20 protein-coding genes and 1 pseudogene are annotated in these 26,903 nt (G+C 72.9%); 13 read left to right on the top strand and 8 right to left on the bottom strand.

Going from position 1 to position 26,903, the window contains the following annotated elements; all coding sequences use genetic code 11:
* Positions 1 to 55: 55 nt before the first annotated feature.
* The 6 genes from ABFJ78_RS43530 to ABFJ78_RS43555 all read left to right on the top strand — a co-directional run bounded on the left by ABFJ78_RS43530 (position 56) and on the right by ABFJ78_RS43555 (position 7,325).
* Positions 56 to 997, top strand: coding sequence for a carbohydrate ABC transporter permease (locus tag ABFJ78_RS43530; protein ID WP_436393312.1), 942 nt, complete (start codon positions 56 to 58; stop codon positions 995 to 997).
* The gene (locus ABFJ78_RS43535; protein WP_436393313.1) at positions 994 to 1,812 is read left to right on the top strand and encodes a carbohydrate ABC transporter permease; all 819 of its coding nucleotides are present in this window, start codon (positions 994 to 996) and stop codon (positions 1,810 to 1,812) included. Before ABFJ78_RS43530 ends, ABFJ78_RS43535 begins: the two co-directional genes overlap by 4 nt.
* A complete protein-coding gene (locus ABFJ78_RS43540) occupies positions 1,812 to 3,335 on the top strand; it encodes a beta-N-acetylhexosaminidase (protein ID WP_436393314.1) in 1,524 nt (507 codons plus the stop codon). The genes ABFJ78_RS43535 and ABFJ78_RS43540 overlap by 1 nt, the downstream gene beginning before the upstream one ends.
* A gap of 158 nt (positions 3,336 to 3,493) precedes the next feature.
* On the top strand, positions 3,494 to 4,192 hold the full coding sequence (locus ABFJ78_RS43545) for a GntR family transcriptional regulator (protein WP_436393315.1): 699 nt from the start codon (positions 3,494 to 3,496) through the stop codon (positions 4,190 to 4,192).
* A 288-nt stretch (positions 4,193 to 4,480) separates the two neighbouring features.
* The gene (locus ABFJ78_RS43550) at positions 4,481 to 6,871 is read left to right on the top strand and encodes a DUF7617 domain-containing protein (protein ID WP_436393316.1); all 2,391 of its coding nucleotides are present in this window, start codon (positions 4,481 to 4,483) and stop codon (positions 6,869 to 6,871) included.
* Positions 6,872 to 6,938: 67 nt separating this feature from the next.
* A complete protein-coding gene (locus ABFJ78_RS43555; protein ID WP_436393317.1) occupies positions 6,939 to 7,325 on the top strand; it encodes an ester cyclase in 387 nt (128 codons plus the stop codon).
* Here the strand turns inward: ABFJ78_RS43555 and ABFJ78_RS43560 are convergent.
* From ABFJ78_RS43560 to ABFJ78_RS43575, 4 genes are read right to left on the bottom strand one after another with little or no spacing between them, the layout of a single operon-like run.
* The gene (locus ABFJ78_RS43560; protein ID WP_436393318.1) at positions 7,315 to 8,070 is read right to left on the bottom strand and encodes an MHYT domain-containing protein; all 756 of its coding nucleotides are present in this window, start codon (positions 8,068 to 8,070) and stop codon (positions 7,315 to 7,317) included. The two genes, ABFJ78_RS43555 and ABFJ78_RS43560, sit on opposite strands and share 11 nt — an antisense overlap.
* 17 nt (positions 8,071 to 8,087) lie before the next feature.
* Positions 8,088 to 8,480 carry a DUF742 domain-containing protein gene (locus tag ABFJ78_RS43565; protein ID WP_372661808.1) on the bottom strand — a complete coding sequence of 131 codons (393 nt, stop codon included), beginning with the start codon at positions 8,478 to 8,480 and terminating at the stop codon, positions 8,088 to 8,090.
* Positions 8,477 to 8,977: a roadblock/LC7 domain-containing protein gene (locus tag ABFJ78_RS43570; RefSeq protein WP_436393319.1), complete on the bottom strand. Its 501-nt coding sequence runs from the start codon at positions 8,975 to 8,977 to the stop codon at positions 8,477 to 8,479. Before ABFJ78_RS43570 ends, ABFJ78_RS43565 begins: the two co-directional genes overlap by 4 nt.
* Positions 8,974 to 11,877: an ATP-binding protein gene (locus ABFJ78_RS43575; RefSeq protein ID WP_436393320.1), complete on the bottom strand. Its 2,904-nt coding sequence runs from the start codon at positions 11,875 to 11,877 to the stop codon at positions 8,974 to 8,976. The genes ABFJ78_RS43570 and ABFJ78_RS43575 overlap by 4 nt, the downstream gene beginning before the upstream one ends.
* Before the next feature lie 463 nt (positions 11,878 to 12,340).
* Here ABFJ78_RS43575 and ABFJ78_RS43580 point away from each other — a divergent pair, with 463 nt between their 5' ends.
* The gene (locus ABFJ78_RS43580) at positions 12,341 to 13,588 is read left to right on the top strand and encodes a low temperature requirement protein A (RefSeq protein ID WP_436393321.1); all 1,248 of its coding nucleotides are present in this window, start codon (positions 12,341 to 12,343) and stop codon (positions 13,586 to 13,588) included.
* A 323-nt stretch (positions 13,589 to 13,911) separates the two neighbouring features.
* On the opposite strand, the gene ABFJ78_RS43585 is transcribed toward ABFJ78_RS43580, so the two are convergent.
* The 4 genes and pseudogenes from ABFJ78_RS43585 to ABFJ78_RS43600 form a co-directional block, all read right to left on the bottom strand.
* Entirely contained in the window at positions 13,912 to 14,364 is a 453-nt protein-coding gene (locus ABFJ78_RS43585) for a DUF6098 family protein (RefSeq protein ID WP_436393322.1), read from the bottom strand.
* Between the two features lie 27 nt (positions 14,365 to 14,391).
* Positions 14,392 to 14,871 carry a hypothetical protein gene (locus tag ABFJ78_RS43590; RefSeq protein WP_436393323.1) on the bottom strand — a complete coding sequence of 160 codons (480 nt, stop codon included), beginning with the start codon at positions 14,869 to 14,871 and terminating at the stop codon, positions 14,392 to 14,394.
* Positions 14,868 to 17,251, bottom strand: a pseudogene (locus tag ABFJ78_RS43595) (molybdopterin oxidoreductase family protein). Before ABFJ78_RS43595 ends, ABFJ78_RS43590 begins: the two are co-directional and overlap by 4 nt.
* A 75-nt stretch (positions 17,252 to 17,326) precedes the next feature.
* A complete protein-coding gene (locus ABFJ78_RS43600) occupies positions 17,327 to 17,794 on the bottom strand; it encodes a MarR family winged helix-turn-helix transcriptional regulator (RefSeq protein ID WP_436393371.1) in 468 nt (155 codons plus the stop codon).
* A gap of 103 nt (positions 17,795 to 17,897) precedes the next feature.
* On the opposite strand from ABFJ78_RS43600, the gene ABFJ78_RS43605 reads away from it, so the two are divergent.
* From ABFJ78_RS43605 to ABFJ78_RS43630, 6 genes are read left to right on the top strand one after another with little or no spacing between them, the layout of a single operon-like run.
* Positions 17,898 to 19,691, top strand: a complete 1,794-nt coding sequence (locus ABFJ78_RS43605; RefSeq protein WP_436393324.1) for a thiamine pyrophosphate-requiring protein — start codon at positions 17,898 to 17,900, stop codon at positions 19,689 to 19,691.
* Positions 19,688 to 21,001: an enolase C-terminal domain-like protein gene (locus tag ABFJ78_RS43610; RefSeq protein ID WP_436393325.1), complete on the top strand. Its 1,314-nt coding sequence runs from the start codon at positions 19,688 to 19,690 to the stop codon at positions 20,999 to 21,001. The genes ABFJ78_RS43605 and ABFJ78_RS43610 overlap by 4 nt, the downstream gene beginning before the upstream one ends.
* Positions 20,896 to 23,856: an FAD-binding and (Fe-S)-binding domain-containing protein gene (locus tag ABFJ78_RS43615; RefSeq protein WP_436393372.1), complete on the top strand. Its 2,961-nt coding sequence runs from the start codon at positions 20,896 to 20,898 to the stop codon at positions 23,854 to 23,856. The genes ABFJ78_RS43610 and ABFJ78_RS43615 overlap by 106 nt, the downstream gene beginning before the upstream one ends.
* Positions 23,853 to 24,164: a hypothetical protein gene (locus ABFJ78_RS43620; protein ID WP_436393326.1), complete on the top strand. Its 312-nt coding sequence runs from the start codon at positions 23,853 to 23,855 to the stop codon at positions 24,162 to 24,164. Before ABFJ78_RS43615 ends, ABFJ78_RS43620 begins: the two co-directional genes overlap by 4 nt.
* Before the next feature lie 2 nt (positions 24,165 to 24,166).
* On the top strand, positions 24,167 to 25,174 hold the full coding sequence (locus ABFJ78_RS43625; protein WP_436393327.1) for an SDR family oxidoreductase: 1,008 nt from the start codon (positions 24,167 to 24,169) through the stop codon (positions 25,172 to 25,174).
* Positions 25,171 to 26,892, top strand: coding sequence for a glycoside hydrolase family 15 protein (locus ABFJ78_RS43630; protein ID WP_436393328.1), 1,722 nt, complete (start codon positions 25,171 to 25,173; stop codon positions 26,890 to 26,892). Before ABFJ78_RS43625 ends, ABFJ78_RS43630 begins: the two co-directional genes overlap by 4 nt.
* Positions 26,893 to 26,903: the final 11 nt, after the last annotated feature.

Raw genomic sequence — 26,903 nt, forward strand, 5'->3', positions numbered from 1 at the left:
GCCGGCTGCCGTCCCCAACCGGGCCACCCCGCCCCTTTTCCGCGAAGGAGTCCTCGTGTTGCTGGAGAAAGCGCCGCCCGAAGCCCCGCCGAGACCGGCCACGCCGCGCCGGCGTCCCTCACTGCTGCCGTACGGCCTGCTGCTGCCCGCGACCGTCCTGCTCGGACTCGTCCTGGGCTACCCGCTGGTGCGCCTGATCGTCATTTCGGTGCAGCAGTACGGCTTGCGGTCCCTGTTCACCGGCACGACGTCCTTCGCCGGCCTGGACAACTACGCCGCGGTCCTCGGCGACGACCAGCTCCTCCCGGTGCTGGGACGCAGCATCGGGTTCTGCGCGGCGCTCGTGCTCGGCACCCTGGTCATCGGGTTCGGCGTCGCCCTGCTGCTGCAACGCCTGGGCCGCGGCATGCGCACCGCCGTCACACTCTGCCTGATCGCGGCGTGGGCGCTGCCGAACGTGGCGTCCACCTTGGTCTGGCAGTGGCTCTTCCAGCCCGGCTACGGCGTCGTCAACTGGCTGCTCACCCAGGCCGGCTTCGGCGACCTGACCCAGCACGACTGGACGACGTCCCCGGCGTCGGCGTTCACACTGGTCTGGCTGCTGGTCGTCTGGCAGTCCGTGCCGTTCGTCGCGCTCACGCTCTACGCGGGCCTTTCGCAGATTCCGCGGTCCTACTACGAAGCCGCCGCACTGGACGGCGCCCGGCCGTGGCGGGTGCACCGCACCATCACCTTCCCGTTCCTGCAGCCGATCCTCGGCCTGGTCACCATCCTTTCGGTGATCTGGGACTTCACCGTGTTCAACCAGATCTGGATCCTGACCCAGGGCGGGCCGAACGCCGGCACGACGACCCTGGGCATCTGGACGTTCACCCGGGCGTTCAGCCGCAACGACTTCGGGCAGGGCGCGGCGATCGCCGTCGTCTCGGTCGCGCTGCTCGTCGCGATGACGGCCGTGTACGTGCGCCGGCTCGTCCGTTCCGGGGAGGACCTGTGATCCGGCGGATCGGCCGCAATGTCACAGCCGCCCTCTTCTGTCTTGTGTGGATCTTCCCGGTCTACTGGATGGTGCTCACGGCGTTCAAGCCCGCCGGCAAGATCCTCCAGCCCACGCCGCAGTTCCTGCCGTTCGACGTCACGCTGGACAACTTCGCCGACGCGCTCGCCAAGCCGGGCTTCGTCCACGACCTCGTCAACAGCGTCGTGGTCGTCGTCGCGGTCGTCGCACTGTCCATCGTGGTCGCGTTCCTGGCCGCCACGGCGTTGACGCGCTTCCGGTTCTTCGGGCGCCGCAGCTTCCTCATCGGCGTGCTCGTGCTGCAGATGGTGCCGGTACCCGCGCTGGTCATCCCGCTGTTCCTCGGGCTCAAGAGCGCGCACCTGCTCGACACGCTGTTCGGGCTGATCCTGACGTACGTGGCGCTCGTGCTGCCGTTCACGATCTGGACGTTGCGCGGCTTCCTGCACGGCATCCCGGTCGAACTGGAGGAGGCGGCGATGGTCGACGGCGCGACGCGCGGGCGGGTGATGCGCTCGGTCCTGCTGCCGCTGGTGTTGCCCGGGCTGATCGCGACCAGCGTGTTCGCGTTCATCACGGCGTGGAACGACTTCCTGTTCGCCTACGTGATCATGAAGGACAGTTCCGGCTACACGTTGCCGGTGTGGCTGGTCTCGTTCAGCACGAGCACCGGCACCGACTACGGCGGCCTGATCGCCGCGTCGACGCTGTTCGCGCTGCCCGTCGTCGTCTTCTTCGCGCTCGTGCAGCGCCACCTGGTCGAAGGCATGACCGCGGGCGCGGTGAAGGGCTGATGATCATCCCCCACCCCGCGCGGCTGACCCGCCGCGCCGGCTCCTTCGTACCGGCCGGCGGGCTGCGCGTCCTGGCCGGCCGCGGCGCCGAGCGCGCGGCGCGGCTGCTCGCCGGCTACCTGCCCCGGCCGTCGATCCACAGTGGACCGGCGATCCGCCTCGACCTCACACCCGACGGGAACCACGGGCCGGAGGGCTACGAACTCGACGTCACCCCGACCGGCGCGCTGCTCACCGCGTCGACCGAAGCGGGACTGCGCAACGGCGTGCAGACCCTCCGGCAGCTGGCGCCGCTGCACGGGCCGCCACGGCTGCCGTGCCTGCACGTCCGGGACGCGCCCCGGCTGCCGTGGCGCGGCGTGCTGCTCGACGTCGCCCGGCATTTCCTGCCGCTGGCGTTCCTCCGCGAGTTCGTCGACCTGCTGGCGCTGCACAAGTACAACGTCCTGCACCTGCACCTGACCGACGACCAGGGCTGGCGGATCGAGATCGACGGATGGCCGCGGCTCACCGAAGTCGGCGCGTGGCGCACGGAGTCGATGGTCGGCGCGGCCGGCAGCGACGTCTACGACGGCGTCCCCCACGGCGGCTTCTACACCCAGCGCGAACTACGCGAACTCGTCGCGTTCGCGGCCGACCGCGGCGTGCGGGTCGTGCCCGAGATCGACCTGCCCGGGCACGTCCGCTCGGCGCTGGCCGCCTACCCCGAGCTGGGCAACCGGCCGGACGTGCGGCTGCCGGTGTGGACCGCGTGGGGCATCAGCCCGGACATCCTCGGCGTCCACGACGGCGCGCTCGCGTTCTGCCGCGAGGTCCTCGCGCAGGTCGCGGACGTCTTCCCGGTCCCGTACCTGCACATCGGCGGCGACGAGTGCCCGACGACGCAGTGGGCGTCGAACCCGGTCGCGCGGGAGAAAGCCGCCCAGCTCGGGTTGCGCGACACCGCCGAACTGCACCCGTGGTTCCTGAGCGAGCTGCACGGGTTCCTGGCGGGCCTCGGCCGGCAGGCCGTCTGCTGGGACGAGACCGGCCACGCGGCCGGCCGGCTGCCGCCGGAAATGGTCGTCACGGCGTGGCGCGACGCCGCGCACGGCGCCCTCGCCGTGGCTCGCGGGCACCAGGTGATCATGGCGCCGCACACGTCGACCTACTTCGACTACCGGCAGAGCGAAGAACCGGACGAACCGCCGCGCGCGGACGTCACGACACTCCGGGACGTCCACCGCTTCGACCCCCTGGCGGGCGGGCTCCCGGTCAGCGACGGGACCAGGCCCGGGGTGCTCGGCACGCAGGCTCAGCTGTGGACCGAGCACGCGCCGACCCCCGACCACGTGCGGCACCTGGCGTTCCCGCGGCTGTGCGCACTGGCCGAGCGCGCGTGGTCGCCCGCGGTGCGCGGTTATGCTGAATTCCAGGAGCGCCTGGCCGGTCACCTCGAACGGCTGCGCGCCCTGGACGCCCTGCCCAAGGAGCGCGTCCGGTTCGCCGGCGCGGTCCCCGTATCCGGGAAGTCGGTGCCTTGACCGCTGTGTCACCTGGGGCTTCGCCCCAGGCCGGGGGCTCCGCCACCCGGAACCCCCGAAAAAAAGGTGAGCCATCCGGGGCTTCGCCGCAGCCCGGGGGCTCCGCCACCCGGAGCCCCCGAAACGAAGGTGGCGACCCGGCGGACCGCCCGCCCACCGTGAAGCGCGACCGCGTCCGGCGGCACCTGCTCAAGGTGATCGAGAACGCCGGCCCCGGCACCGGGCTGGCCTCGGAACGCGACCTGGCCGCGGAGCTGGGCGTGTCGCGCCCGACCGTCCGGGCGGCGATCGACGAGCTGACCCGCACCGGGCTGCTGGTGCGCCAGCGCGGGCGCGGGACGTTCACGAGCCCGCACAAGGTGACCCAGGAACTGGCGACGGGGCTCGCGGTCCCGCCCGCGGAGGGGCACTGGACGAGCCGGGTGGTCGCGTTCGCGGTCTCCCCGGCCCCGCGGTCCACGGCGGCCGACCTGGAACTCGCCCCGGGGACGCCGGTGCTGCGCGTGACGCGGGTCCGCCACGTCGACGACGAACCGATCGCGATCGAGCAGCTGGCCCTGCCGGCGTCCCTGGTCCCCGGGCTCGCCGTCGCGGACCTGGAATCGGGCAACTTCTACCGCCTGCTGCGGGAGCGGTTCGGGATCGTGGTGTCGGACGCGGTCCAGACGATCGAGCCGGCGGTGACCAACCCGGAGCAGGCCGAGCTGCTCGAGATCGCGGTGTACGCGCCGATCCTGCACATCGAGCGGCTCACCCGCGACACGACGGGCCGGGCGGTCGAGCTGACGCGCTCGGTGTACCGGGGCGACCGGTACCGGATCACGTCCAAACTCCGCTTCGACGCCGAATCGGGCTGAGCACCCGGAAAATAGATCATCACCGCGGCGGAATCGCGCCGGTTTTCGCGACCGGCCATTACCCGATCGAGTGACAGCACGACGGCATCCGGGTGAGCGACCACCGGAAACCCCTTGTCACAGCACATGCCCGTTGTTTCGCGCCGGTAACGAACTGCGCTGTTGGCATCGCCTTTCTGGCGCCCGGGTGAGAGCGCTTCTACACACTCCCGGCACGGCATAGGATTTTCCTTCGGCCGGGAAAACGATTCCCGGAATCCACTCCCGTGAAAGAATCGAGGACCATTCATGCGAAGACGCATGCTGGGCGCCGTGCTGCCCCTCGTGCTCGTCGCGGCCGGCACCGCCGCCCTGCCCGTGACCGCCGAGGCCGCCGCCGTCTCGGGGCTCACGAAGTCCGTGCAGGGCACCGGCTCCCCCGCCGACCACGGCGCCACCGCGAACTGGGTCATCGGCTACGACGACCAGGCCACCGGGTCCGGCGCCGCCACCATCACCGACGCGATCGGCGCGGGTCAGGCGTTCCAGTCCGGTTCGCTGCACGCGCCGCCCGGCTGGACGCCGTCGTGGTCCACCGACGGCACCACCTTCACCGGCACCGAACCCGCGTCCGGCGTCACCGCGGTGCGGGCGACCGACCCCGACGCCGGGCCCGACGCGACGTCGCTGTCCGGCGCCCTCACCCCGCCCGTGCAGGCGGTCACGACGGCGACCGGCGGCGACGGCTTCACCCCGATCCTGTACCGCACCCCGGGCGGCACGCTGCAGGCCTGGAACATCTACCACCACCTGGGGGCCACTTCGCCGAAGGTGGTCTGCACCGACCTCGCCACCGGGCAGCGCTGCCCGGGCGGCCCGTGGCCGAAGGTGCTCAACACCGCACCGGGACCGCTCGGCACCCTGGGGGCCGGGGACATCGCCAGCACCATGGTCGAGCAGTACGTGCGCGACCCCGCCGCGCCCGCGAAGGTCTACTACCCCGCCGTCACGGCGTCCTCGGTCGGCGTCGGCTGCCTCGACCTGGCCGCCGCGGCCAACTGCGGGTACTCGGCGCTGTCCCCCACCGGCGGCTCCCCGCCGGTGAGCAGCATCGGCGGCTTCGTGGCGGTCGGCGGCAACCTGTACGGCATCGTCAGCTCCGGCGCCGTGGTGTGCTGGACGATGGCCACGCAGAGCGCCTGCGGCGGCCAGCCGTACGCGCCGATCGTGCCGGCGGTCAACCAGCCGTACGTCTACGGCGGGGTGACCGTCGTGGCGGGCAAGGTGTTTGCGTCGACGTCGAACCCGGGCACCGGGCAGCAGCCGTCGCTGGGCTGCTTCGACCCGGCGACGGCCACGGCGTGCGCCAACTGGGCGTCCCCGCGCCCGGCCGGTCCCCCGGGCAACTTCACCTACAACGACTACACGGCGTTCGACGCGAGCGGTGCCCCGGTGGGCGCGTGCACGACGACGACCGGCAATCCCGACGTGACGACGTGCTACGCGCTGGACGGGTCCGCGCTCGCGGCCCCGCCGGGCCCGGCGGCGCTGCCGGCCGGCGTGTACGCCTTCCCACCGGAGGTCGTCACCGATCCCGCCGGCCATGTGCGCAGCTACCTGCCGATCTGGAACGGCGGCTACGCGGGTGCGGCGCTCTGCCACGACTGGACGACGGGCACGGCGTGCGCGGGCCTGCCGGGTCCGATCTCGCACCCCACGGTGAACGGCGGGGCCACGCGGGACTACGGGTATTCGTACGACCCGCCGTCCGGCTGCCTGATCGGGCTGGGCGACGCGGGTGTGCTGTTCTCGATGGATCCCACGACCGGGGCCACGCCGTGCGTCCGTTCGGGCGGGCAGGTGACGCTGAAGCCGGGTGACTTCTACTGCGACGGCGGGTCGCACGTCCAGGGCTACACGGCGGCGCGGCTGACGGGCGTCGATCCGGCGAACGTCGACTTCGCGGCGTCGCGGGTCACGGTGGTGGATCAAGACGGCGCCACGGTGCCGACGCCGGGCTTCGCCCCGGACGGCTCGGTCGACCTGACCGGGGTCTCCGTGGCGGCGCACCCGTCGATCACGGTGACGACCACGCTGGTCCTGCACTCCGCGGCTGGGTTCGCCGGCCGGCTGGTGGTGGACTACGCGGGCGACGCGCCGCAGCTGTGCTTCCGCACGACGATCTCGGCGGACTGCGCGGTGTCGTCGGTGGCCAACACGGCGTCGGGCACGGACTCGACGGGTTCGTTCACCTCGAACACGGTGACGCTCCCGGTCGCGCCGGGCGCGTCGTGCACGCCGAAGGTCAAGGTGGAGAAGGAGATCTGCACGTCGTCGTCGGCTTCGAAGTGCGGCCCGGGTGGCGCCGGACCGTGGGCGAAGCAGGCGGGGGTCGGGCTCCTGGGCCTGCTGAACGCGACGGCGTACTGGCGGATCACGGTGACGGACCTCGGCCCGGTCGGGATCACGTCCGCGCACGTGGTGGACAGCGTGGAGCCGTCGTGCCAGACGGGTCCGTTCTCGCTGGCGGCGGGTCAGTCGAAGCAGGTCTACTGCTCGACGTACGCGTTGCTGAACCTGTTCCCGATCACGAACCAGGCGAAGGTGAGTTATGTGCCGGTGAACGTCTCGCCGGGGACTCCGCCGTCGCACACGGGGTGGTCGTCGGCGACCGCGTGTTCGCTGTTGTGCATCCTGTAGGGGGTTGAGGTGACGGCCCGCGGGGGAAGTCCCCCCTCGCGGGCCGTCCACACCACCGAGGAGCACCATGGCGGACATCGAAGAGCGCTACCGCGCCTACCTCACCTGCCTGAACGAGCGGCGCTTCGCCGACCTCGGCGCGTTCGCGCACGACCCGGTCGTCCACAACGACCGCACCCTCGGCGTCGCCGAGTTCCAGGACCTCCTGAAGCGCGACGCCACCGAGATCCCCGATCTCCACTACGCCGTCGAACGCCTCGTCGTCCAAGGCGACCAGGTCGCGTGCCGCATCCGGTTCGACTGCACCCCGGCCGGGACCTTCCGCGGCATTCCGCCGACCGGGAAGCGCGTCTCCTTCGTCGAGCACGTCTTCTACCGCTACGAAGACGGCAAGATCGCCGAAATCTGGTCCCTCGTCGACACCGACGCCATCCGCGAGCAGCTCACACCGTGACCGGCTCCGGCTCCGCGGCCTTCGGGGACACCGCCGGCGCCATCAGCACCGCGCACAGCGGCACCGCCATCGCGATCGCCGCCAGGACGAACACCGGGAACAGGAAGGAGAACACCTCGACCCCGGCCGGGTCCGGGGCGTTCATGTCCATCCTCATCCGGACCGCCGCCATGCCCGTGTAGTGCATGCCCGTGACCGCCGCGCCCATCACGAACCCCGCCAGCAACCGCAGCGACAGCCGGTCCAGGAACACCGCGAACCACAGCGCCGCCGTCGCCGCCACCACCGCGATCACCACCGACAGCGCCACCAGACCGCCGTCGTAGCCGAAGTCGCCCTTCACCCGCAGGGCCGACATTCCCGTGTAGTGCATGACGTTCACCGCCAGGCCCGTGATCACGCCGCCGAGCGCGAGGCGCCACCAGCCGAACTTCGCGCGGCCGCCCACCACCAGCAGGCCGGCGAACACCGCCGCCACCGACAGGATCGCCGACAGCACCGTGCGGAAGATGTCGTAGCGGACCGGCATCCCCGGGGTGCTGAAGCCGAGCATCGCCACGAAGTGCATCAGCCAGATGCCGACGCCGCCGATCGAGACCGCCGCCAGCACCAGCCACCGCATGCGGTGCCGGGGGTTCGCCGCGTGGCGGGCCTGCACCGCGCACGCCAGCCCGAGCGCGCAGCCCACCACCGACGTCAGGTACGCGAGCACGAGCAGCCAGTGCCCGAGCGCGAAGTGCTCCATGATCAGTCCTTCCGGTGCTAGAGGTCGCGCAGCCCGTACAGCACGCGTTCCATCAGGTCGTGGCGCTCGTCCCAGGTGGAGGTGTCCGACAGCGTGTCGCGGACGATCACCAGGTTGTCCTGCATCAGGTCCGACACGAGCACGCGGACCACGCCGAGCGGCAGCGACAGCAGCGCGGCGATCTCCATCAGCGACCGCGGCCGCAGGCACAGCTCGGTGACCTCCGCCAGCGCGCTCGACCCGAGGTAGCCGGCTTCGGCGCGGCCCGCCGCGGTGGTCTCGACCAGCGCTTCGACGGCGATCTCGACCGCCGGCGCCGTCCGGCCTTCCGTCCAGGCGTACGGGCGGGCCAGCGACGCGCTGCGGCGCGGCTCCTCCCCGTACGGCCCGGGCGGCGGGTCGTCGATCACCGGTGGTCCTGGGCCACCGGTATCTCGCGCGCGGGCACGTCGACCTTCTGCCCCACCCGCTCGACCAGCATCGTCATCTCGTAGCCGACCAGGCCGATGTCGCAGCCGGTCGAGGCGAGCACGACGAGGTTCGAGCCGTCGCCGACGCTCATCAGCAGCAGGAACCCCTGCTCCATCTCGATGACCGACTGCACCACCCGCCCGGCGGTGAACAGCTCGGCGGTGCCCAGCGACAGGCTGGACAGGCCGGCCGCGATCGCCGCCAGCTGGTCGGCGCGCTCGCGGGGCAACGACTCGTCGGCGGCCACGAGCAGGCCGTCGGCCGAGACCAGCACAGCGTGCGCGACCCCCGACACGTCCTGCACGAACCCGTTGACCAGCCAGTTCAGCGTCGCCGTCCGTTCGGGCGGCGCGGCGGAACCGGGGAAGGCCAGTGTCCCGCTGAGGGACCGGGCTTCGGTGCCGGCGCGGCGCGGCACGTCGGGAAGTTCCGTCATCGCGGATCCACTTCGTCCTTTCCGGATTCTTCGGCGCGCGCCGCGGTCTCCCGCCGGGCCGCGCGCATCCCCTGGTAGTGGCGGGAGAGGCTGGTGCGGACGGCGGCGGCGTCGCGGAACGACCCGCCGCTCTGCTCGCGCACGCGCGGGACGGCCGCGCCGGGCGCGAGCTGGGCCCCGGGCCGCCGCGTGGGCAGGCCGGCATCGGTGAGCCGTTGCGCGGCGACGGGCTTGAGAGCGCTTTCGGCGGCTTGCCGCGCACGGTCGGCCGGGGTGTCCCACTCGCCGACGACGGGCTTTTCGGGCCGCGCGACGGGCTTTTCGACCGAGGTGGGCCAGTCCGCGCCCGGGATGGCCGGAGCCGGTTCGACCCGGCTCACCGCTTCGCCGCGGCCCGCCGAGTCCGCCGGTTCGGCGGCGGAATTCCCTTGCACCGCGGGGCTTCCGGCCACGCCGGGCCACTCCGCCGCTTGGCCGCGGTCGGCCGGTCCGGTGGCGGAGGTCCCCTGCGCCGCAGGGCTTTCAGCCTGGCCGGGCCAGTCCGCCGCGTCGCCGCGACCGGCCGAACCGGCCGCAGAGGTCCCCTGCGCCGCAGGGCTTTCAGCCTGGCCGGGCCAGTCCGCCGCGTCGCCGCGACCGGCCGAGCCAGCCACAGAGGTCCCCTGCGCCGCAGCGCTTCCAGCCTGCCCGGACCACTCCGCCGCTTCGCCCCGGCCGACCGAGCCGGCCGAGCCGGCCACTGCGGTCCGGCCGGGCTCGTCGGCCGGCGCGATCCGATCGGCCGCGAAATCGGCGCGGCCCGCGGAGTCCGCGGGCTTCTTCCCCACCGCGGGCCACTCCCCCGGCCCGGCCGACCCGTTGCGCCGCACCACCGGCTTGGCCACCGGCTCGGTGAACCAGCTCGTCACGACCTGCTCGAAGATCGGCGTCGACGCCTGCGCCGGCACCTCCGGGGGCCGGGTGTGGCCGTTGCGGTTCGCTCCGGCGGACACCAGCCTCCCCGCGCCGATCGGGCGGGCCAGGTCCGCGATCACCAGCGCGCCCGGGACGTGGACGCTCGCCGTCACCCCCGCGTGCCGGGCTCCCGTGCCCGTCGCGCGCAGCCGGACCGTCACCCCGTGCAGGGACGCCAGCCGGCCGACCACGAACAGCCCCATCCGGCGGGTCGTCTCCGGGCCGACCGTCCCGGCCGCCGCCAGCCGCTCGTTCACCGCCGCGAGCTCCGCCGGCGTCATGCCCAGCCCCTGGTCGACGACCTCGATGAGCAGCCCGCCGTCGGCGCCGCGGTCGGCCGTCAGCGCCACCTTGTGCTCCGGCGGGGAAAACCGCGTCGCGTTCTCCAGCAGCTCCGCGAGGATGTGCACCACGTCCGCGGCCGCTTCGGGCTGCACCGAGCTGCGCGGCGCGTTGCCCATCGCCACCCGCCGGTAGTCCTTGACCTCCGACGTCGCCGCGCGCAGCAGGTCGCGCGTCGGGACCGGTTCGCGGCCGTGGCGGACCGGTCGGCCGCCCGCCAGGACGTGCAGGTTCTCGCCGTTGCGGCGCAGGCGCGTCGCGATGTGGTCGATCCGGAACAGCTCGTCGAGCCGCTTCGGGTTCTGCTCGCCCGCCTCGAGGTCCTCGATGATCGACAGCTGCTGCTCGACCAGCGACTGGCTCCGCCGCGACAGCGTCATGAACATCTCGCTGACCTGCTTGCGCAGCTCGGCCTGCTCGACGGCGAGCCGGACCGCCTGCCGGTGCATGTCGTCGAACGCCCGGGCCAGCTGCCCGATCTCCTCCTCGGTCTTGACGCCGGAATCGGGCACCGCGCGCCAGTCGACGTCGTGGCCCTCGCGGACCTGCCGGACGGTCTCCGGGAGCTGTTCGTTCGCCGCGCGCAGGGCGGCCGCGCGCAGCCGGCGCACCGGCGTCACCAGCGAGCGCACCACCAGCAACGCGATCGCGAGCGCGCCGAGCAGCGAGCCGAGGACCAATGCGGCGTCGCGCAGGGAGTCGGACCGGGCCCGGTCCGCCGCGGCCGAGACGTCGCTCGCCAGCTTCGCCGAGACGTCGTTCAGCACGGCCGTCACGCCGGTGGTCTCGGCGGCGATCGAAGGGGCGAAGGAGGCAAGCGTCGCGGTGCCGCCCTTGCCGGGGTCCTGCAGCGTGTCGAGGCGGTCTTCGGCGGAGCTCGTCGCGGCCTTGAACCGGTTCAGCCGGTCGCTGGCGAGCTCGTGTTCGACCTGCTCGCCGAGCACTTCCTGCTCGGCGGCGGTCTGCACGACGGCCGGCCGCAGTGAGGCGTCGCCGGGGCTGTTCTGCGCCGCCCGCGCGTAGGTCTCCTCGGTGGCCAGCTCGGCGCGCAGGTGCACGAGCAGCCGGGTGGTCTCCGCGCCGGCCGCGGTTTCGGTGCCGGCGTCGGCCGGGACGAACGCGGGCACGAGGTCGCCGAGGGTGGCGATGATGTCGTTGTAGCCGGCGGCCTTGGTGCGGACGTCGCCGCCGCCGGCGCCCGCGGCGCGGATCCCGGCGAGCTTGCCCAGCGCGGTGTTCAGCGCGCGGCCGGTGTCGGCGGGCAGCGGCGCGAAGCCGGTGTCGCGCTGGACGGCGGCCACCTTCGCGTCGACGGCCGCGGTCAGCGTGTTCGGCGCGCCGGCCGGGACCGCCACCGCGGCGACCATCTCCTCGCCCAGCGACGCGGTCAGGTCGATCGTGTCGCGCAGCACCGGCAGCCGGTCGCGGGCCGCGCTGAGCGCGGTCGCGCGGTCGAGCTCGCCCTGGATCCGGATTTCCGCGAGCGCCACCGCGACCAGGACCGGCAGCAGGAGGACGACGCTGATCTTGGTGCGGACGCTCCAGTGCGCCGGCCACCACGCGGCGTCCACCGGCAGGCGGGGCGTGGATCTGCTTTCGTGCATGGCGGAATCGCTCGATTCCCAGCCGCGCGCACGGCTGACGTCGAACTCGGACAGGACGAGGGGGCCCCAGGGCCGATCACGGACGTCCCGGCGGACTTTCCGAACCCGGCTCCCGGACCGGGGCAGACGTGGCGTTGATCGAGCCGACCAGCAGAGAACCCCACGCCCGGCATCCTTGTCAACCCTGGGCAACGGCGTTTCGGAACGCCGGGATCGAATTGCTCGCGATTCCGTCCGGCAGTTCACGCATCGTGTCCCGATGATCGCTGCTTGTACACCGTACAAGGGTGTTCGCGCAGCTCCGGGGCCTACCGATCGGTAAACGATCACCGCGTCGCATTGGCGGCAGAATTACCCACAGGGGTTGCCGGGACGAATTCAGCCCATTGTTCGAATGGTGTGTTATTAATTCCCGCGGCGCCCGCCTGCGGGGCCCCGGCGCGGAGGCGGCAGAATCGCCGTCGTGACCGATGTGGACGAAACCGGCGGCGGCAAGCGGGTCGGCTGGGTCGAGCTGTACTTCGACCTGGTCTTCGTGTTCGCGGTGGGCCAGGTGGCGCACGGCGTCGTCGCGGACCCGCACTGGGCGCGCGTGGCCGCCGCGCTCGGCCTGTTCGCGACGCTGTGGTGGACGTGGATCGGCTTCGCCGTGCTGTACAACCGCCGCGGCGACGACAACCGCGTCGCCGACCGGCTGTTCGTCCTCGCCGGCACGATCCCCTGCGGGATCGCCGCCACGCAGGCGCACCACGTCTTCGAAGGGCACCCGGCGATCTTCGCGGCGGCCATGGCCGGGGTCCGTCTCATCCTGGCGGCCGCGCACCGCTGGCCGGCCCGCGACGGGCTCGACCAGCGGCGGATCAGCTGGGGCTACACGATCTCGGCGGTCCTGTTCGGCGTGTCGGCGGTCATCCCGTACGCGTGGGCGCTGTGGGTGTTCGCGCTGCTGCAGGAGGCGGGGTTCCTGCTGCTCGGCGACCGGCACCGCGGTGACCGCCGGGAGCGCCCGACACGCGAGGCGAGGTGGCGGAGCATGTGGGCGCCGCCGCGCGACCCGAACCTGGCGGTCGACTCGGCGCACCTGGCGGAGCGGTTCGGGCTGTTCATGATCCTGCTGCTCGGCGAGCTGGTGATCACGGTCGGCACGGCGGCGCTCGAGCGCCCGGCCGACGACCTCGCGTACTGGGCCTCACTGGCGGCCGGCCTGGTGATGGCGGCCGCGCTGTGGTGGCTGTACTTCGCGTCGGCGGCGCGGATGTACGAGCGCATGCTCGACCTCTCGGGCGGCAACCCGGCGCTGGCGTATTCGCTCTACGCCGGCGGCCACCTGTTCCCGGCGTTCGCGCTGCTGCTCATCGCGGCGGGGGTGAACCTGTCGCTGCACGAGTCCCCGCCCCAGGCGGCGGGCTGGTTCACGACGGTGGGCCTGACGCTCTACCTCTCCGGCACACGGGTGTTTTCGGCGGGCCCGGCCGACCGCTGGTACGGCGGCGTGGCCCGCATCGCGGCCCTGGCCGCGACGGTGTGCCTGGCGTTCCTGGGCCGGGTGCTGCCGGCGCCCGCGGTGGTCGTGGTGGTGGCGGTGTGGGCGGTCGGCGCGACGGTGGTGGCGGCGGGGATCCGCCACCGCGTGCTCGACCGGTTCGGGGCCGACCCGGTGGCGTTCGTACGCGGTCTCGAGACGGCCCGGCGCAAGGCTGCCGACCACTGACCGACGGGCGCGGTGGCCGGGATCCACCACCGCTGCCCGTTCGGTCACCGTCCTGCGCAACACCGGACCCGCGCCGGGGAACATCCCTGACCAGCCGCGACAGACCGCCTCCGCGAGCCGGTTCAGCCGGTGGCGGCTCACCTCCGGACCACACCTCGACGGCACCCCGGTTGACCGGGCAGGAGCGAACCGGCGGGCGCGGTGTATATGCCAGGCGAGCCGGCGGCCCGGGTGAGCCGAGGGCTGGGCGCCCGCGGCCGACTCGGCCAGCCGGGCGGGTTGGGCTGTGGGCGCCGGAGCCCAGGGGCCAAGCGGAAAGGGCGTCAGCGGTGGGCTCGGCGGTCCATCGGTCCCCACTCGGGCGAGCCCTGCTCGTCCACCAGCCGGCGGGCCTCCCGCAGCACCTCGTCCGCCACCCACGCCAGCGGCTCCACCGCCGCCACCAGCGGCTCGTTGTCCGGTCCGCGCGCGATCTCCCGGGCCCGCAGCACCCACGGCCGGACGCCCGGGCCGCGCAGGTCCCGCAGGTGCTCGTAGTCGTACAACCGCCGGGCGAGCCACAGCCGGACCGACCGGTCGCCCCACCACGGCTCGCGGCGCAACGAGTTCGCCGACAGCCCCGGCAGCGGGATACCCGTCAGCCCGTCGCGGCTCGACGCCGAGTCCGCCAGGTCGACCTCCGGACCGCGTGACCAGCGGACGTACAGGTCGCCGCCCTCGGTTTCGAAGAGGTGGACCAGGTCCGGCAGGTCCTTCACCGTCGGCAGCACGAGCACGCGATACCCCCCACCGCGAAAGCTAACCTAGCTCGTCAGGATCTGCGGCGAGGGCACCTTCAGCATGGCGTTCGTCCACTTCAGCTGCCGCAACGTCTGCGGGTGGGACCGGCTCGCCAGCTCCAGCAAGTCACCGTGACGAGCCGCCTGCGCGCCTTGCGCCAGCAGCTCCCAGTCGAGCGAGACGCCCGCGGCCCGGCGGTGCAAGCGGCGCAGGTCGGCCAGCAGCAGCACGCCCGGCTCGGGACGGCGGCCGGTCAGGTCGGCCAGCGCCGTCCGCAGCGGTTCCAGCGGCCCCGGCCCCGGGACGTGCTCGTCCAGGTCCAGGTCGAACGCCTGCCCGGCGCGGGCGATCTCGCGGACGTGCTCCGCCGACCACGCCGCCAGGTCGCGCGCGACGTGGTGGACCTCGTGCTCCGCGTGGTGGCGGTCCGACGTCTTGAGCAGGTCCCTGGCCAGCGCCTTCTCCGCGCGGTGCAGCTCGCGCACCACGAGGTCGAGTTTCATCGGACGTCCTCCTCCACCGCCGCGGGAACCGGCTCGACGGCCGGGGCCGGCACCGGGCCGACCCGGCGCAGCGCGGCCGCGGCCGTCTTGAACAGCGGCTGCTTCGACACCGGATCCCAGTCGGTGAACGTCAGCTCGTTGGCCGCGCGGTCGCCGTCCTTGCCCGCCGGGTGGTCGACGTCCCAGTAGCCGTAGTGGAACGGCAGGAACAGCACGCCGTCGCGGATGCCGCCGATCCGGACGCGGGCGCGGACGGGCCGCGCGGCGTCGAAACCTCCGCGAGGTCGCCCTCGGCGAGCCCGGCGGCGGCCGCGTCCCGTTCGGACACCTCGAGCCACACCTCCGGCGCGGCCGCGCGCAGCTCCGGCGCCCGGCCGGTCTTCGTCCGGGTGTGGAAGTGATAGATGGTGCGCCCGTTGATGAGGAAGAACGGGTGGTCCTCGTCCGGCGTCTCGTGCGGCGGGACGTACCCCGCCGCCTTGAGCATGGCCTTCCCGTCCGGGTTCATCGCCCGGTACTCGGCAGGTTCCATCGGCGCACCGGTGACGAGGTCGCGGCCGTAGCTCTCGCAATAATCCGGCTGGGCGAAGAACTTCCCGTCGGCGTACAGCCGTTCAGTCCCGTCAGGACTGTCCGAAGTGCACGGCCATTGGACGCCACTCACCTCGCGCAGCTTCGCGTAGCTCAGCCCGCTGTAGTCGCACGGTCGCCCCGCGGACGCGCGTTTCCACGCTTCGAAAGCGGTTTCCGCGTCGTGCCACTGCGGGAACGGCTCGCCGTCGCGGCCCCGGAAGTCCATCCGCCGCGCGTAGTCGAGGAAGATGTCGAGGTCCGGCCGCGCCCGCCCGGGCGGATCGACCGCCTTCTCCGACAAGTGCACCGTGCGGTCGGCGTTGGTGAACGTGCCCGTCTTCTCGCCCCACAGCGCCGCGGGCAGCACGACGTCGGCGAACTCCGCCGTCTCGGTGCGGAACGCGTCCTGCACCACCAGGAACAGCCGCGGCGAGTCCAGAATGGACCGGATGCGCCGCAGCTCGGGCAGCGAAACGGCCGGGTTGGTGGCCGAAACCCAGAGGAACCGCAGGGTGCCGGTCTCCGCGTAGCGCAGCATCTGCATCAGGTGCGTCGGCGGCCCGTAGTGCGGGATCTTGCCGACGTCGACGTTCCACAGCGAAGCCAGCTCCTCGACGTGCGAGTCGTTGGCCCAGTTGCGGAAGCCGGTCAGGTCGCCGTCGGCGCCGCATTCGCGCGTGTTCTCCGCGGTGGGCTGGCCGTTCATCTGCAGGACGTCGGCGCCCGGCTTGCCGAGCATGCCGCGCAGCAGGACGAGGTTGTTGACCGCCACGGCGGCCGCGGACGCCTGGTGCGACTGGTAGAAGCCCTGCAGGACCGTGCAGAGCAGCCGGGACGCCGTCCCGACCAGCCGGGCGGCTTCGCGGATCTCCCGTGCTTCGAGGCCGCAGATCTCCGCGACGCGCTCGGGCGGGTAGTCCGCGACCGTCCCGACGAGGTCGTCGTAGCCGACAGTGCTGCGCTCGACGAACTCGCGGTCGACCCAGCCGTTCTCGACGACCTCGTGCAGCAGGCCGTTCATCAGCGCCAGGTTGGTCCCGGGCAGCGGCGCGAGGTGCAGCGTCGCCGCCCGGGCGACCGGGGTCTCGCGCGGGTCGACGCACAGCAGCGCCGGCGGGTTCGGCCCGGCGAGCCGGTCGAGCACCCGCGACCACAGCACGGCCTGCGTTTCGGCCACGTTGTGCCCGAAGAGCGCGATGACGTCGGCGTGGTCGACGTCCGCGTAGGACGCCGGCTGGCCGTCGCAGCCGAAGGACTCCTTGAGTGCCGCGGCCGCCGTCGCCGTGCAGAGCCGCGTGTTGCCGTCGAGGTGGTTGGTGCCGAGGCCGCCGCGCGCGATCGCGGCGAGCGTGTAGTACTCCTCGGCGAACAGCTGGCCGCTGGTGTAGAACCCGAGCGCGCCCGGGCCCTGCTCGTCGAGCAGTTCATCGCTGTGCCGGACGATCAGGTCCATCGCCTCGTCCCAGCTCGCCTCGGTGAGCTCGCCGTGCTTGCGCACCAGCGGTGTCGTCAGCCGGTCGGGCGCGTTGTTGGCCTGCCAGCCGAACAGGTCCTTCGGGTCGAGGCGGCCGCGGTTGACGCGGTCGTCGGCGCGGCCGCGGACCCCGGCGATCCGGCCGCCGGCGACCGCGATGTCGAGGCCGTCGCCGTTGGAGTGCAGCACGGCGGCGCTGCGGACCCAGCGGTCGACGTCCTCGGGGCGGACACCGTCGGCCAGCCGGGTGTCGACGCGGACCGGCCACGGGTCCCCCGGCCCGTACGGCGTCCTGGTCCCCCACGGTTCGGTGATTCCGTCACGCTGTGCCACCGCGAAAGACCTCCCAAAAGATCGAGCTGCCCCGCGGATACCCGGGCCCGGGAAGCTCAAACGAGCACCGCCGCCCTAATTTGCGTCACGCAACAGTGACCGGAAATCCGTTTCGTACGCTTTGACGGCTTCGGCGAACCGTTCGAAAGCGACGGCCGCCGCGGCGCGGTCGTCGGCGTCGAGCTGCCCGAGCACGGCCGCGAGCACCTGCCGCCGGTCGCGGTCGACGCGGTCCACCAGCCGGCGACCCGGGGCCGTCGGCGCGAGCAGGGTCTCCCGGCGGTTCAGCGGGTTGGGGGCCTTTTCCAGCAGGTTCAGCGCCACCAGCCGATCACACGCCCGGGTGACCGACGACGGGTTCAACGCCAGTTCGCGCGCGACCTTGCCCACCGTGACCGGCGTCCGGTCGGCCACCACGCGCAGCGCGCGGAACTGGGTGAGCGTCAGCTGCTCGGTGGTCCGCCCGACCGTCGCGTCGGCGATGGTCACCATGGCCCGGAGCACGGCCAGCGCCGCATCGGGCCCATCGGACTCGGAGGACATTTGCGTCACGCAAGAATAGTACGACGCGAAAGCGGGTACTGCGATTCCACGGGCGCCGCACGGGTAACCGTCCATCGGAAGCCCAGACGCACAGGGAGTACTCATGGCTCAGACAGTCGGCGACTACCTGCTCCAGCGCTTGCGCGAGTGGGGTGTCGAGCAGGTCTTCGCCTACCCCGGCGACGGGATCAACGGCCTCGTCGCCTCGTTCGGCAAAGCGGACAACCAGCCGCGCTTCGTGCAAGCGCGGCACGAGGAGATGGCCGCCTTCTCGGCGGTCGGCTACGCGAAGTTCAGCGGCAAGGTCGGCGTCTGCATGGCGACGTCCGGCCCCGGCGCGATCCACCTGCTCAACGGGCTCTACGACGCCAAGCTCGACCACGTCCCGGTCGTGGCGATCGTCGGGCAGACCGCGCGCAGCGCGATGGGCGGCAGCTACCAGCAGGAGATCGACCTGCAGGCGCTCTACAAGGACGTCGCGAGCGAATACCTCGTCGAGGTCAACGTCGCCGAGCAGCTGCCGAACGCGCTCGACCGGGCGATCCGCACGGCCGAGGCAGGCCGCTGCCCGACCGCCCTGATCATCCCGGCCGACCTGCAGGAAGAACCGTACGAAGCGCCGAAGCACGCGTTCAAGCAGGTGCCGTCCAGCCCGCCGAGCACGGCGTGGCCCGTGCCGGTCCCGCCCGAACGCGACCTCGACGCGGCGGCCGAGGTGCTCAACTCGGGTGAGAAGGTCGCCGTCCTGGTCGGGCAGGGCGCGCGCGGCGCCGCCGAAGAGGTCCGGCAGCTCGCGGAGGTCACCGGCGCCGGTGTCGCGAAAGCGTTGCTGGGCAAGGACGTCCTGTCCGACGAGCTGCCGTACGTCACCGGCTCGATCGGGCTGCTCGGCACCCGGCCGAGCTACGAGCTCATGCGCGACTGCGACACGCTGCTCATCGTCGGCTCGAACTTCCCGTACAGCCAGTTCCTGCCGGACTTCGGCCAGGCGCGGGCGGTGCAGATCGACCTGGACGGCCGGTTCATCGGGATGCGCTACCCGACCGAGGTCAACCTCGTCGGCGACAGCGCGGCCACGCTGCGCGCGCTGCTGCCCCGGCTGACGGGCAAACCGGACCGGTCGTGGCGCGAGACGATCGAGAAGAACGTCGCTTCCTGGTGGGAGACCGTCGAAAAGGAAGCCGCGGTCGACGCCGATCCGGTCAACCCGATGGCCATCGTGTCCGAGCTGTCCAAGCGGATCCCGGAGAACGCCATCGTCACCGCGGACTCCGGCTCGTCCACCAACTGGTACGCCCGCAACCTGCGCATCCGCGGCGAGATCCGCGGGTCGCTGTCGGGGACGCTGGCCACGATGGGCCCGGGCGTGCCGTACGCCATCGGCGCGAAGTTCGCCCACCCCGACCGGCCGGTGATCGCCCTCGTCGGCGACGGCGCCATGCAGATGAACGGCCTCGCCGAGCTCATCACCATCGCCCGCTACCAGCACCTGTGGAGCGACCCGCGCTGCGTGATCTGCGTGTTCCACAACAACGACCTGAACCAGGTCACCTGGGAGCTGCGCGCGATGGGCGGCGCGCCGAAGTTCGAGGAGTCCCAGAGCCTGCCGGACGTCGACTACGCCGGCTTCGCGCTTTCGCTGGGCCTCACGGCGGTCACCGTCGACAAGCCGGACCAGCTCGCGTCGGCGTGGGACACCGCGCTGTCCGCGGGGAAGCCGGCGGTGCTGGACGTCCGCTGCGACCCCGAGGTGCCGCCGATCCCGCCGCACGCGACGTTCGAGCAGGTGAAGTCGGCCGCGCAGGCGGTGCTGAAGGGCGACCCCGACGCGTTCCACCTCGTGGCCCAGGGGGTCAAGACGAAGCTGCAGGAGTTCCTGCCCGGGAAGAACCGGTGACGACGGTCGAGCGGGTCGGCGCCCGGGCCTACCGGGTGCCGGCGCCCGCGCCCGAGGCCGACGGCACCCTGGCCTGGGACGCCACCACGATCGTCGTCGTGCACGCCGAGGCCGGCGGAATCCGCGGGCTCGGCTGGACGTACGCGGACGCGGCCTGCGTGCCGCTGATCGAAGGCGTGCTCGCGGACGCCGTCCTCGGCCGCCCGCTGCTCGACGTCCCCGCCTGCTGGGCGGCCATGCAGCACGCCATCCGCAACCTCGGGCGGCCCGGCCTGGTCTCGTGCGCGATGTCCGCCGTCGACATCGCCTTGTGGGACGCCGCCGCCCGCTCGCTCGGCCTGCCCGTGAGCCGGCTGCTCGGCCGGGTGCACGACGAGGTCGCCGTGTACGGCAGCGGCGGGTTCACCACGCTCACCGACGGCGAGCTGGTCGCGCAGCTGGACCACTGGGTCCGCCGGCAGCGCATCCCCCGCGTGAAGATCAAGATCGGCGAGTCGGCGGGCACCCGCGTGGCCCGCGACCTGGACCGGGTGGCCGTGACGCGGGACAAGGTCGGCGACGACGCCGAGGTCTACGTCGACGCCAACGGCGCCTACTCCCCCGGCCAGGCCCGCCGGGTCGCGGAGCGGCTGCTGGAGTGGGGCGTCACGTGGTTCGAGGAGCCCGTCTCGAGCGACGACCTGCCCGGGCTCGCGGCGACCCGCTTCCCCGGCGGCCCGGACATCGCCGCCGGGGAGTACGGCTACGACCTGCCCTACTTCGCGCGCCTGCTGCCGTCGGTCGACTGCCTCCAGGTCGACGTCACCCGCTGCGGCGGCTACACCGAGTGGCGGCGCGCCGCGGCGCTGGCCGCGGCGGTCAACCGCGACGTCTCGGCCCACTGCGCCCCGAACCTCTCCGCGCACGCCGCCGTGGCCACGCAGAACTTCCGGCACATCGAGTGGTTCGCCGACCACGACCGGATCGAACGGCTGCTCTTCGACGGCTGCCTCGACCCGGCCGGCGGCACCGTCACCCCCCCTGCTCACCGCGCCCGGCCACGGACTCGCCTTCCGGCCCGGGGCCGCCGCCGAATACGCACTCTGAAGGAGGATCCGCGATGGGAACCGTCCAGCTCCCCGACCCCGTGGTGCGCCACCCCGACCACGAGGACCTGGACACCGGCGCGCTCGCCGCGGCCCTGCGTGAGCGCGTCGCCGGTGAAGTGCGCTTCGACCGCGGGACGCGCGCGGCGTACTCGACCGACGCGTCCAACTTCCGCCAGGTGCCGATCGGCGTCGTCGTGCCGAAGACGCCGGAGGACGCCGTGACGGCGATCGCGGTGGCGCGGGAGTTCGGGGCGCCGGTGCTCTCGCGCGGCGGCGGCACCAGCCTCGCCGGCCAGTGCACGAACACCGCCGTCGTGCTCGACTTCTCCAAGTACTGCACGGAACTCGAGACGGTCGACGCCGACGCGCGCACGTGCGTCGTGCAGCCGGGGATCGTGCTCGACGAGCTGAACCGGCAGCTGGCCGACACGGGTCTGCGGTTCGGGCCGGAACCGGCGACGCACATGAACTGCACGCTCGGCGGCATGATCGGCAACAACTCCTGCGGCGCGACGGCCCAGCGGACCGGCAAGGTCGTCGACAACATCCGGCGGCTCGAGGTGCTCACCTACGACGGAACCCGGTTCTGGTGCGGGGAAACGACCGACGAGGAGTACGCCGGGATCGAACACCACGGCGACCCGCGCGCGGCGATCTACCGGCAGCTGCGGCGGTTGCGCGACGAGTACGCCGACGAGATCCGCCGCCGGTTCCCGGACATCCCGCGTCGCGTGTCGGGCTACAACCTCGACTCCCTGTTGCCGGAGCACGGGTTCGACGTCGCCGGGCTGCTGGTCGGCAGTGAGTCCACTTTGGTCACCGTACTGCGGGCCGAGCTGGAACTGGTGTCGGTGCTGCCCGAGCGGACGCTGGTGGTGCTCGGCTACCCGGACATCGCGAAGGCGGCCGACGCCGTGCCGTCGATCCTGCCGCACGAGCCGGTCGCGCTGGAAGGCGTCGACCACAAGCTGATCCGCGACCAGCAGATCAAGGACATGAACCCGCAGGCCCTCCGGGAAATGCCGGAGGGCCGGGCGTTCCTGATGGTCCAGTTCGCCGCGTCGACGCACGACGAAGCCGACCGCCAAGCGCACAAGATGCTCGACGCCCTGCACGACACCGAGCACGAAGCCGACGTCGAATTCCTGGACGACCCCGAGCGCGAGAACGAGCTCTGGCAGGTCCGCGAAGCCGGGCTCGGCGCCACCGCGCACGTGCCCGGCAAGGCCGACACGTTCGAAGGCTGGGAGGACTCCGCCGTCGCGCCCGAGCGGCTCGGCGAGTACCTGCGGAAGCTTTCCGCGCTATACGAGGAGTTCGGGTACGCCGGCGACACCGGGCCGAGCCTGTACGGCCACTTCGGCCAGGGCTGCGTGCACACGCGGATCCCGTTCGACCTCTACAGCGCCGACGGCGTCGCCACCTACCGCCGGTTCATGGAGCGCGCCGCCGACCTCGTCGCCTCGCTGGGCGGCTCGTTCTCCGGCGAGCACGGCGACGGGCAGTCGCGCGGCGAGCTGCTGCCGAAGATGTTCGGCACCGGGCTGGTGACGGCGTTCGGGCAGCTCAAGGCCGTCTTCGACCCCGGGAACCGGATGAACCCGGGCAAGGTGGTCGCGCCGGCGCGGCTCGACGAGCACCTGCGTCTCGGCGCCGGCTGGAGCCCGGCGGATCCGCAGGACCTGCATTTCCGGTTCCCCCACGACGGTGGTTCGTTCGCCCAGGCGGCCAACCGCTGCGTCGGGGTCGGCCGGTGCCGGCAGCACACGACGAGCGGCGGCCAGGTGATGTGCCCGTCGTACCAGGTGACGGGCGAGGAGGAGCACTCGACGCGCGGCCGCGCGCGGTTGCTGTTCGAGATGCTGGACGGGCACGGCGACAGCCCCGTCGCCGACGGCTGGCGCTCCACGGAGGTTCGCGACGCGCTCGATCTGTGCTTGGCGTGCAAGGGGTGCAAGACCGACTGTCCGGCCAATGTGGACATGGCGACGTACAAGGCGGAGTTCCTGGCGCACCACTACGAGGGCCGCCCGTGGCGGCGGCCGCGGTCGGACTTCACGATGGGGTGGCTGCCGGCGTTCGCCCGGGTCGTGGGCCGCCTGCGGGCCGGCCGGGTGGTGAACGCGCTGACGCACGCGCCGGGGCTGTCCCGGCTGGCGACGCTCGCGGCGGGCGTCGAGGATCGTGAAGTGCCGTTGTTCGCGGGGGAAACGCTGCGGCAGTGGTTCGCGCGGCGCGGGCCGTCCGGCCCCGGCGCGCGCGGGACGGTGGTGCTGTGGCCGGACACGTTCACCGATTCGTTCCACCCGCACGTCGGGCAGGCGGCGGTCCGGCTGATGGAGGACGCGGGGTGGCGGGTGACCATGCCGCAGGCGGCGCTGTGCTGCGGGTTGACGTGGATTTCGACGGGCCAGCTGGGCGTGGCGAAGCACATCCTGGCGCGCACGGTCCGTTCGCTGGCTCCGCACCTGCGTTCCGGTGGGCTGGTGGTGGGGCTGGAACCCAGCTGCACGGCGGTGTTCCGGTCCGACGCGGCGGAGTTGTTCCCGGGTGACCAGGACGTCCGGCGGCTTCGTGCGCAGACGGTCACGCTGGCGGAGTTGCTGACCGGCCATTCTCCGGGGTATCGGCCGCCGCGCGTGTCCGCCAAGGCCATTGCCCAGGTGCATTGCCACCAGCACGCGGTGCTCGGTTGGGACGCTGACGCGCGGTTGCTTTCCGCCGCCGGGGTCGACGCCGAGCGGCTGGATTCCGGGTGTTGCGGGCTGGCGGGGAACTTCGGGTTCGAGAAGGGGCACTTGGGGGTGTCGGAGGCTTGCGCGGAGCGGGTGTTGCTGCCGCGGGTGCGTTCGGCCGCGCCGGAGACCGCGGTGCTCGCCGATGGGTTCAGCTGCCGGACTCAGCTGCACCAGCTGGACAGCGGGGGCCGGGAAGGGATGCACTTGGCGGAGCTGCTGGCGAGCGGGCTGGCGGAGCCGGCCGAGGTCCCGCGACGCCGGAAACACACAGCGGCGTGGTCGGCACTCGGAGTGGCCGCGGCGGCGGGGATCGCCTTGGCACGGCGAGGTTCCCGATGACGCGCGAGATCGCGGCGGCGCGAATGGTCTGGGCCGGCGGGGTGCTGATCGCCTCGCGTCACCTGCCGGTCCCGCGGAAATTCGCGGTGGTGCTCGCCGTGCGCCACCTCGCGCAGGGCGCGGCCACCCTGCGGCGCCCGGACGGGGTGGTCGCGCGGTGGGGCTGGACCGCCGATGCCGCCCACAGCGTGAGCATGCTCGGCCTGGCCGCGGTGTCCCCCCGATGGCGGGCCGCGGCATTGACGAACGCGGTCGTCGCGGCCGCCTGGGCTCGTGCGGCCCGCGACCGCACCGGAGTACGGAGGTAGTCATGTCCGGCAACACCCAAGTCGTCGTCGTGACCGGGGCCAGCGGAGGTATCGGCCGGGCCGTCGCGCGGGCCTTCGGGGCCCGGCAAGCCCGCGTCGCCCTCCTGGCCCGCGGGGAAAAAGGCCTGCACGAGGCCGCCGCCGACGTCACCCGCAATGGTGGCACCGCTCTCGAAATCGCCACCGACGTCGCCGACTTCGCTCAAGTCGAAGCCGCCGCCGAACGGGCCGAAAAGGAGCTCGGTCCGATCGATGTCTGGGTCAACGTCGCCTTCACCTCGGTCTTCGCGCCCTTCGACCAGATCGAGCCCGACGAGTTCCGCCGCGTCACCGAAGTCAGCTACCTCGGCTACGTCCACGGCACCATGGCCGCCCTCAAGCGCATGAAACCGCGCGACCGCGGCACCATCGTGCAGGTCGGCTCGGCCCTCGCCTACCGCGGAATCCCCCTGCAGAGCGCCTATTGCGGCGCGAAGCACGCCATCCAGGGCTTCAACGAATCCCTCCGCTGCGAGCTCCTGCACGAAGGCAGCCACGTCCGGACGACCATGGTGCAGATGCCGGCCGTCAACACGCCGCAGTTCTCGTGGGTCCTCTCGAAACTCCCCGATCACGCGCAGCCCGTGCCGCCGATCTACCAGCCCGAGGTCGCCGCGCGGGCCGTCGTGCACGCCGCCGACCACCCGCGCCGGCGCGAGTACTGGGTCGGCGGCAGCACCGTCGGGACGCTCGTCGCCAACGCCGTCGCCCCCGGGATCCTCGACCGCTACCTCGCGAAGACCGGCTTCAAGTCCCAGCAGACCGGCGACCCGAAACCCGCGAACCAGCCCGCCAACCTGTGGGCCCCCGCCGACCGGACGCGGGACTTCGGCGCGCACGGCGAGTTCGACGCCAAGGCCACCCCGCGCAGCTTCCAGCTGTGGGCGAGCCGGCACCACGGTCTGCTCGCCGCCGGCGGGAGCGCGCTCGCCGCGACGGCGCTGGCGGTCTGGCGCCGAGCGCGGTCGTGACCGGCTTCGCCCCGCACGTCCTGCGGGAGTACGCCCTGCTGGCCGACGGCGAGCGCGGTGCCCTCTGCGGCCCGCGCGGCGACATCGCGTGGCTCTGCGCGCCCGGCTGGTCCGACGGCGCCGTGCTGTCCTCGCTGATCGGCGGAACCGGCAGCTACACCGTGAGCCCGGCGGAAACCTGTGTCTGGGGCGGCTTCTACGAGCCGGGCACGCTGATCTGGCGCAACCGCTGGGTGACGACGTCGACCGCCGTCGAGTGCCGGGACGCCCTCGCCTTCCCCGGCGATCCGCACCACGTCGTGCTGCTGCGCCGGGTCGAGGCGGTCGAGCGGGACGTCCGGGTGCGCGTCCGGCTCGACCTGGCCGACGGCTTCGGCCGCCGGTCGCTGCGCGAGCTGCGGCGCGCCGGCGACGGCACGTGGACCGGCCGCACCGGCGACCTGCGGGTGCGGTGGACCGGCGCCGGGGACGCGGTGCCCGGCGACGGCGGCCTGGGCTTCGAGCTGACCGTGCCCGCCGGCGGCCACCACGACCTCGTCCTCGAGCTCGGTGACCAAGTCCTGCCGGATCCGGTCGACGCGGACTCGCGGTGGCTCGCGACCGAAACCGCGTGGCACCGGGCGGTTCCCGAGCTGCGCGACACCGTCGCGCCCCGCGACGCGCGGCACGCGTACACGGTCCTGCGCGGCCTGACCACCGCTGCCGGCGGCATGGTCGCGGCGGCCACGCTGGGCCTGCCGGAACGCTCGGAAGCCGGCCGCAACTACGACTACCGGTACGTCTGGCTGCGCGACCAGTGCTACGCCGGGCTCGCCGCGGCCGTCGACGAGCCGCACCCGCTGCTCGACGACGCGCTGCGGTTCAGCACGGCCCGCGTCCTCGACCACGGCGACCGGCTGCTGCCCGCCTACCGCACCGACGGCACCCCGCCACCCGACGAGAAGACGTTGAAGCTGCCCGGCTACCCCGGTGGTTCCGACGTCGTCGGCAACCACGTCGCCCACCAGTTCCAGCTGGACGCGCTCGGCGAGCTGCTGCAGCTCCACGCCGCCGCGGCCCGCCACGACCGCTTCGACGGCGACGTCCAGCGCGCCTCCGACGTCGTCGTCCGGCTGATCACCGAGCGCTGGGACCAGCCGGAAGCCGGCGTCTGGGAGCTGGAAGACGACTGGTGGACGCACTCGCGGCTCGCCTGCGTCGCCGGCCTGAACGCGCTGGCGCGGGAGGTGCCCGCCCACCACGGGGCGCGGCTGTCCGGCCTCGCCGAGAAGCTGCTGGCGGAGACGACGTCCCGGTGCCTCGACGCGCGGGGGTTCTGGCGGCGCGCCCCGGCGCACCCGGGCACCGACGCGGCGCTGCTGCTGCCACCCGTGCGCGGCGCCCTGCCCGCCGACGACCCGCGGACGCGCGCGACCCTGGCCGCGGTCCGCGAAAACCTCGCCGAAGACGGTTACGTCTACCGCTTCGCCCCCGACGACCGGCCGCTCGGCGAGGCCGAAGGCGCGTTCCTGCTGTGCGGGCTCACGATGGCGCTGGCGTGCGCGCACCAGGGCGACCGGACCGAGGCGTTCCGCTGGTTCGAACGCAACCGGGCGGCGTGCGGGCCGCCGGGGCTGTTCGCCGAGGAGTACGACGTGCGGCAGCGGCAGCTGCGGGGGAACCTGCCGCAGGCGTTCGTCCACGCCATGCTGCTCGAGGCGGCCCAGCGGCTCTTCTGACGGGGTTCCCC

The organism is Amycolatopsis sp. MEPSY49 (assembly GCF_051337345.1).
In the GTDB taxonomy this organism is placed as follows: domain Bacteria; phylum Actinomycetota; class Actinomycetes; order Mycobacteriales; family Pseudonocardiaceae; genus Amycolatopsis.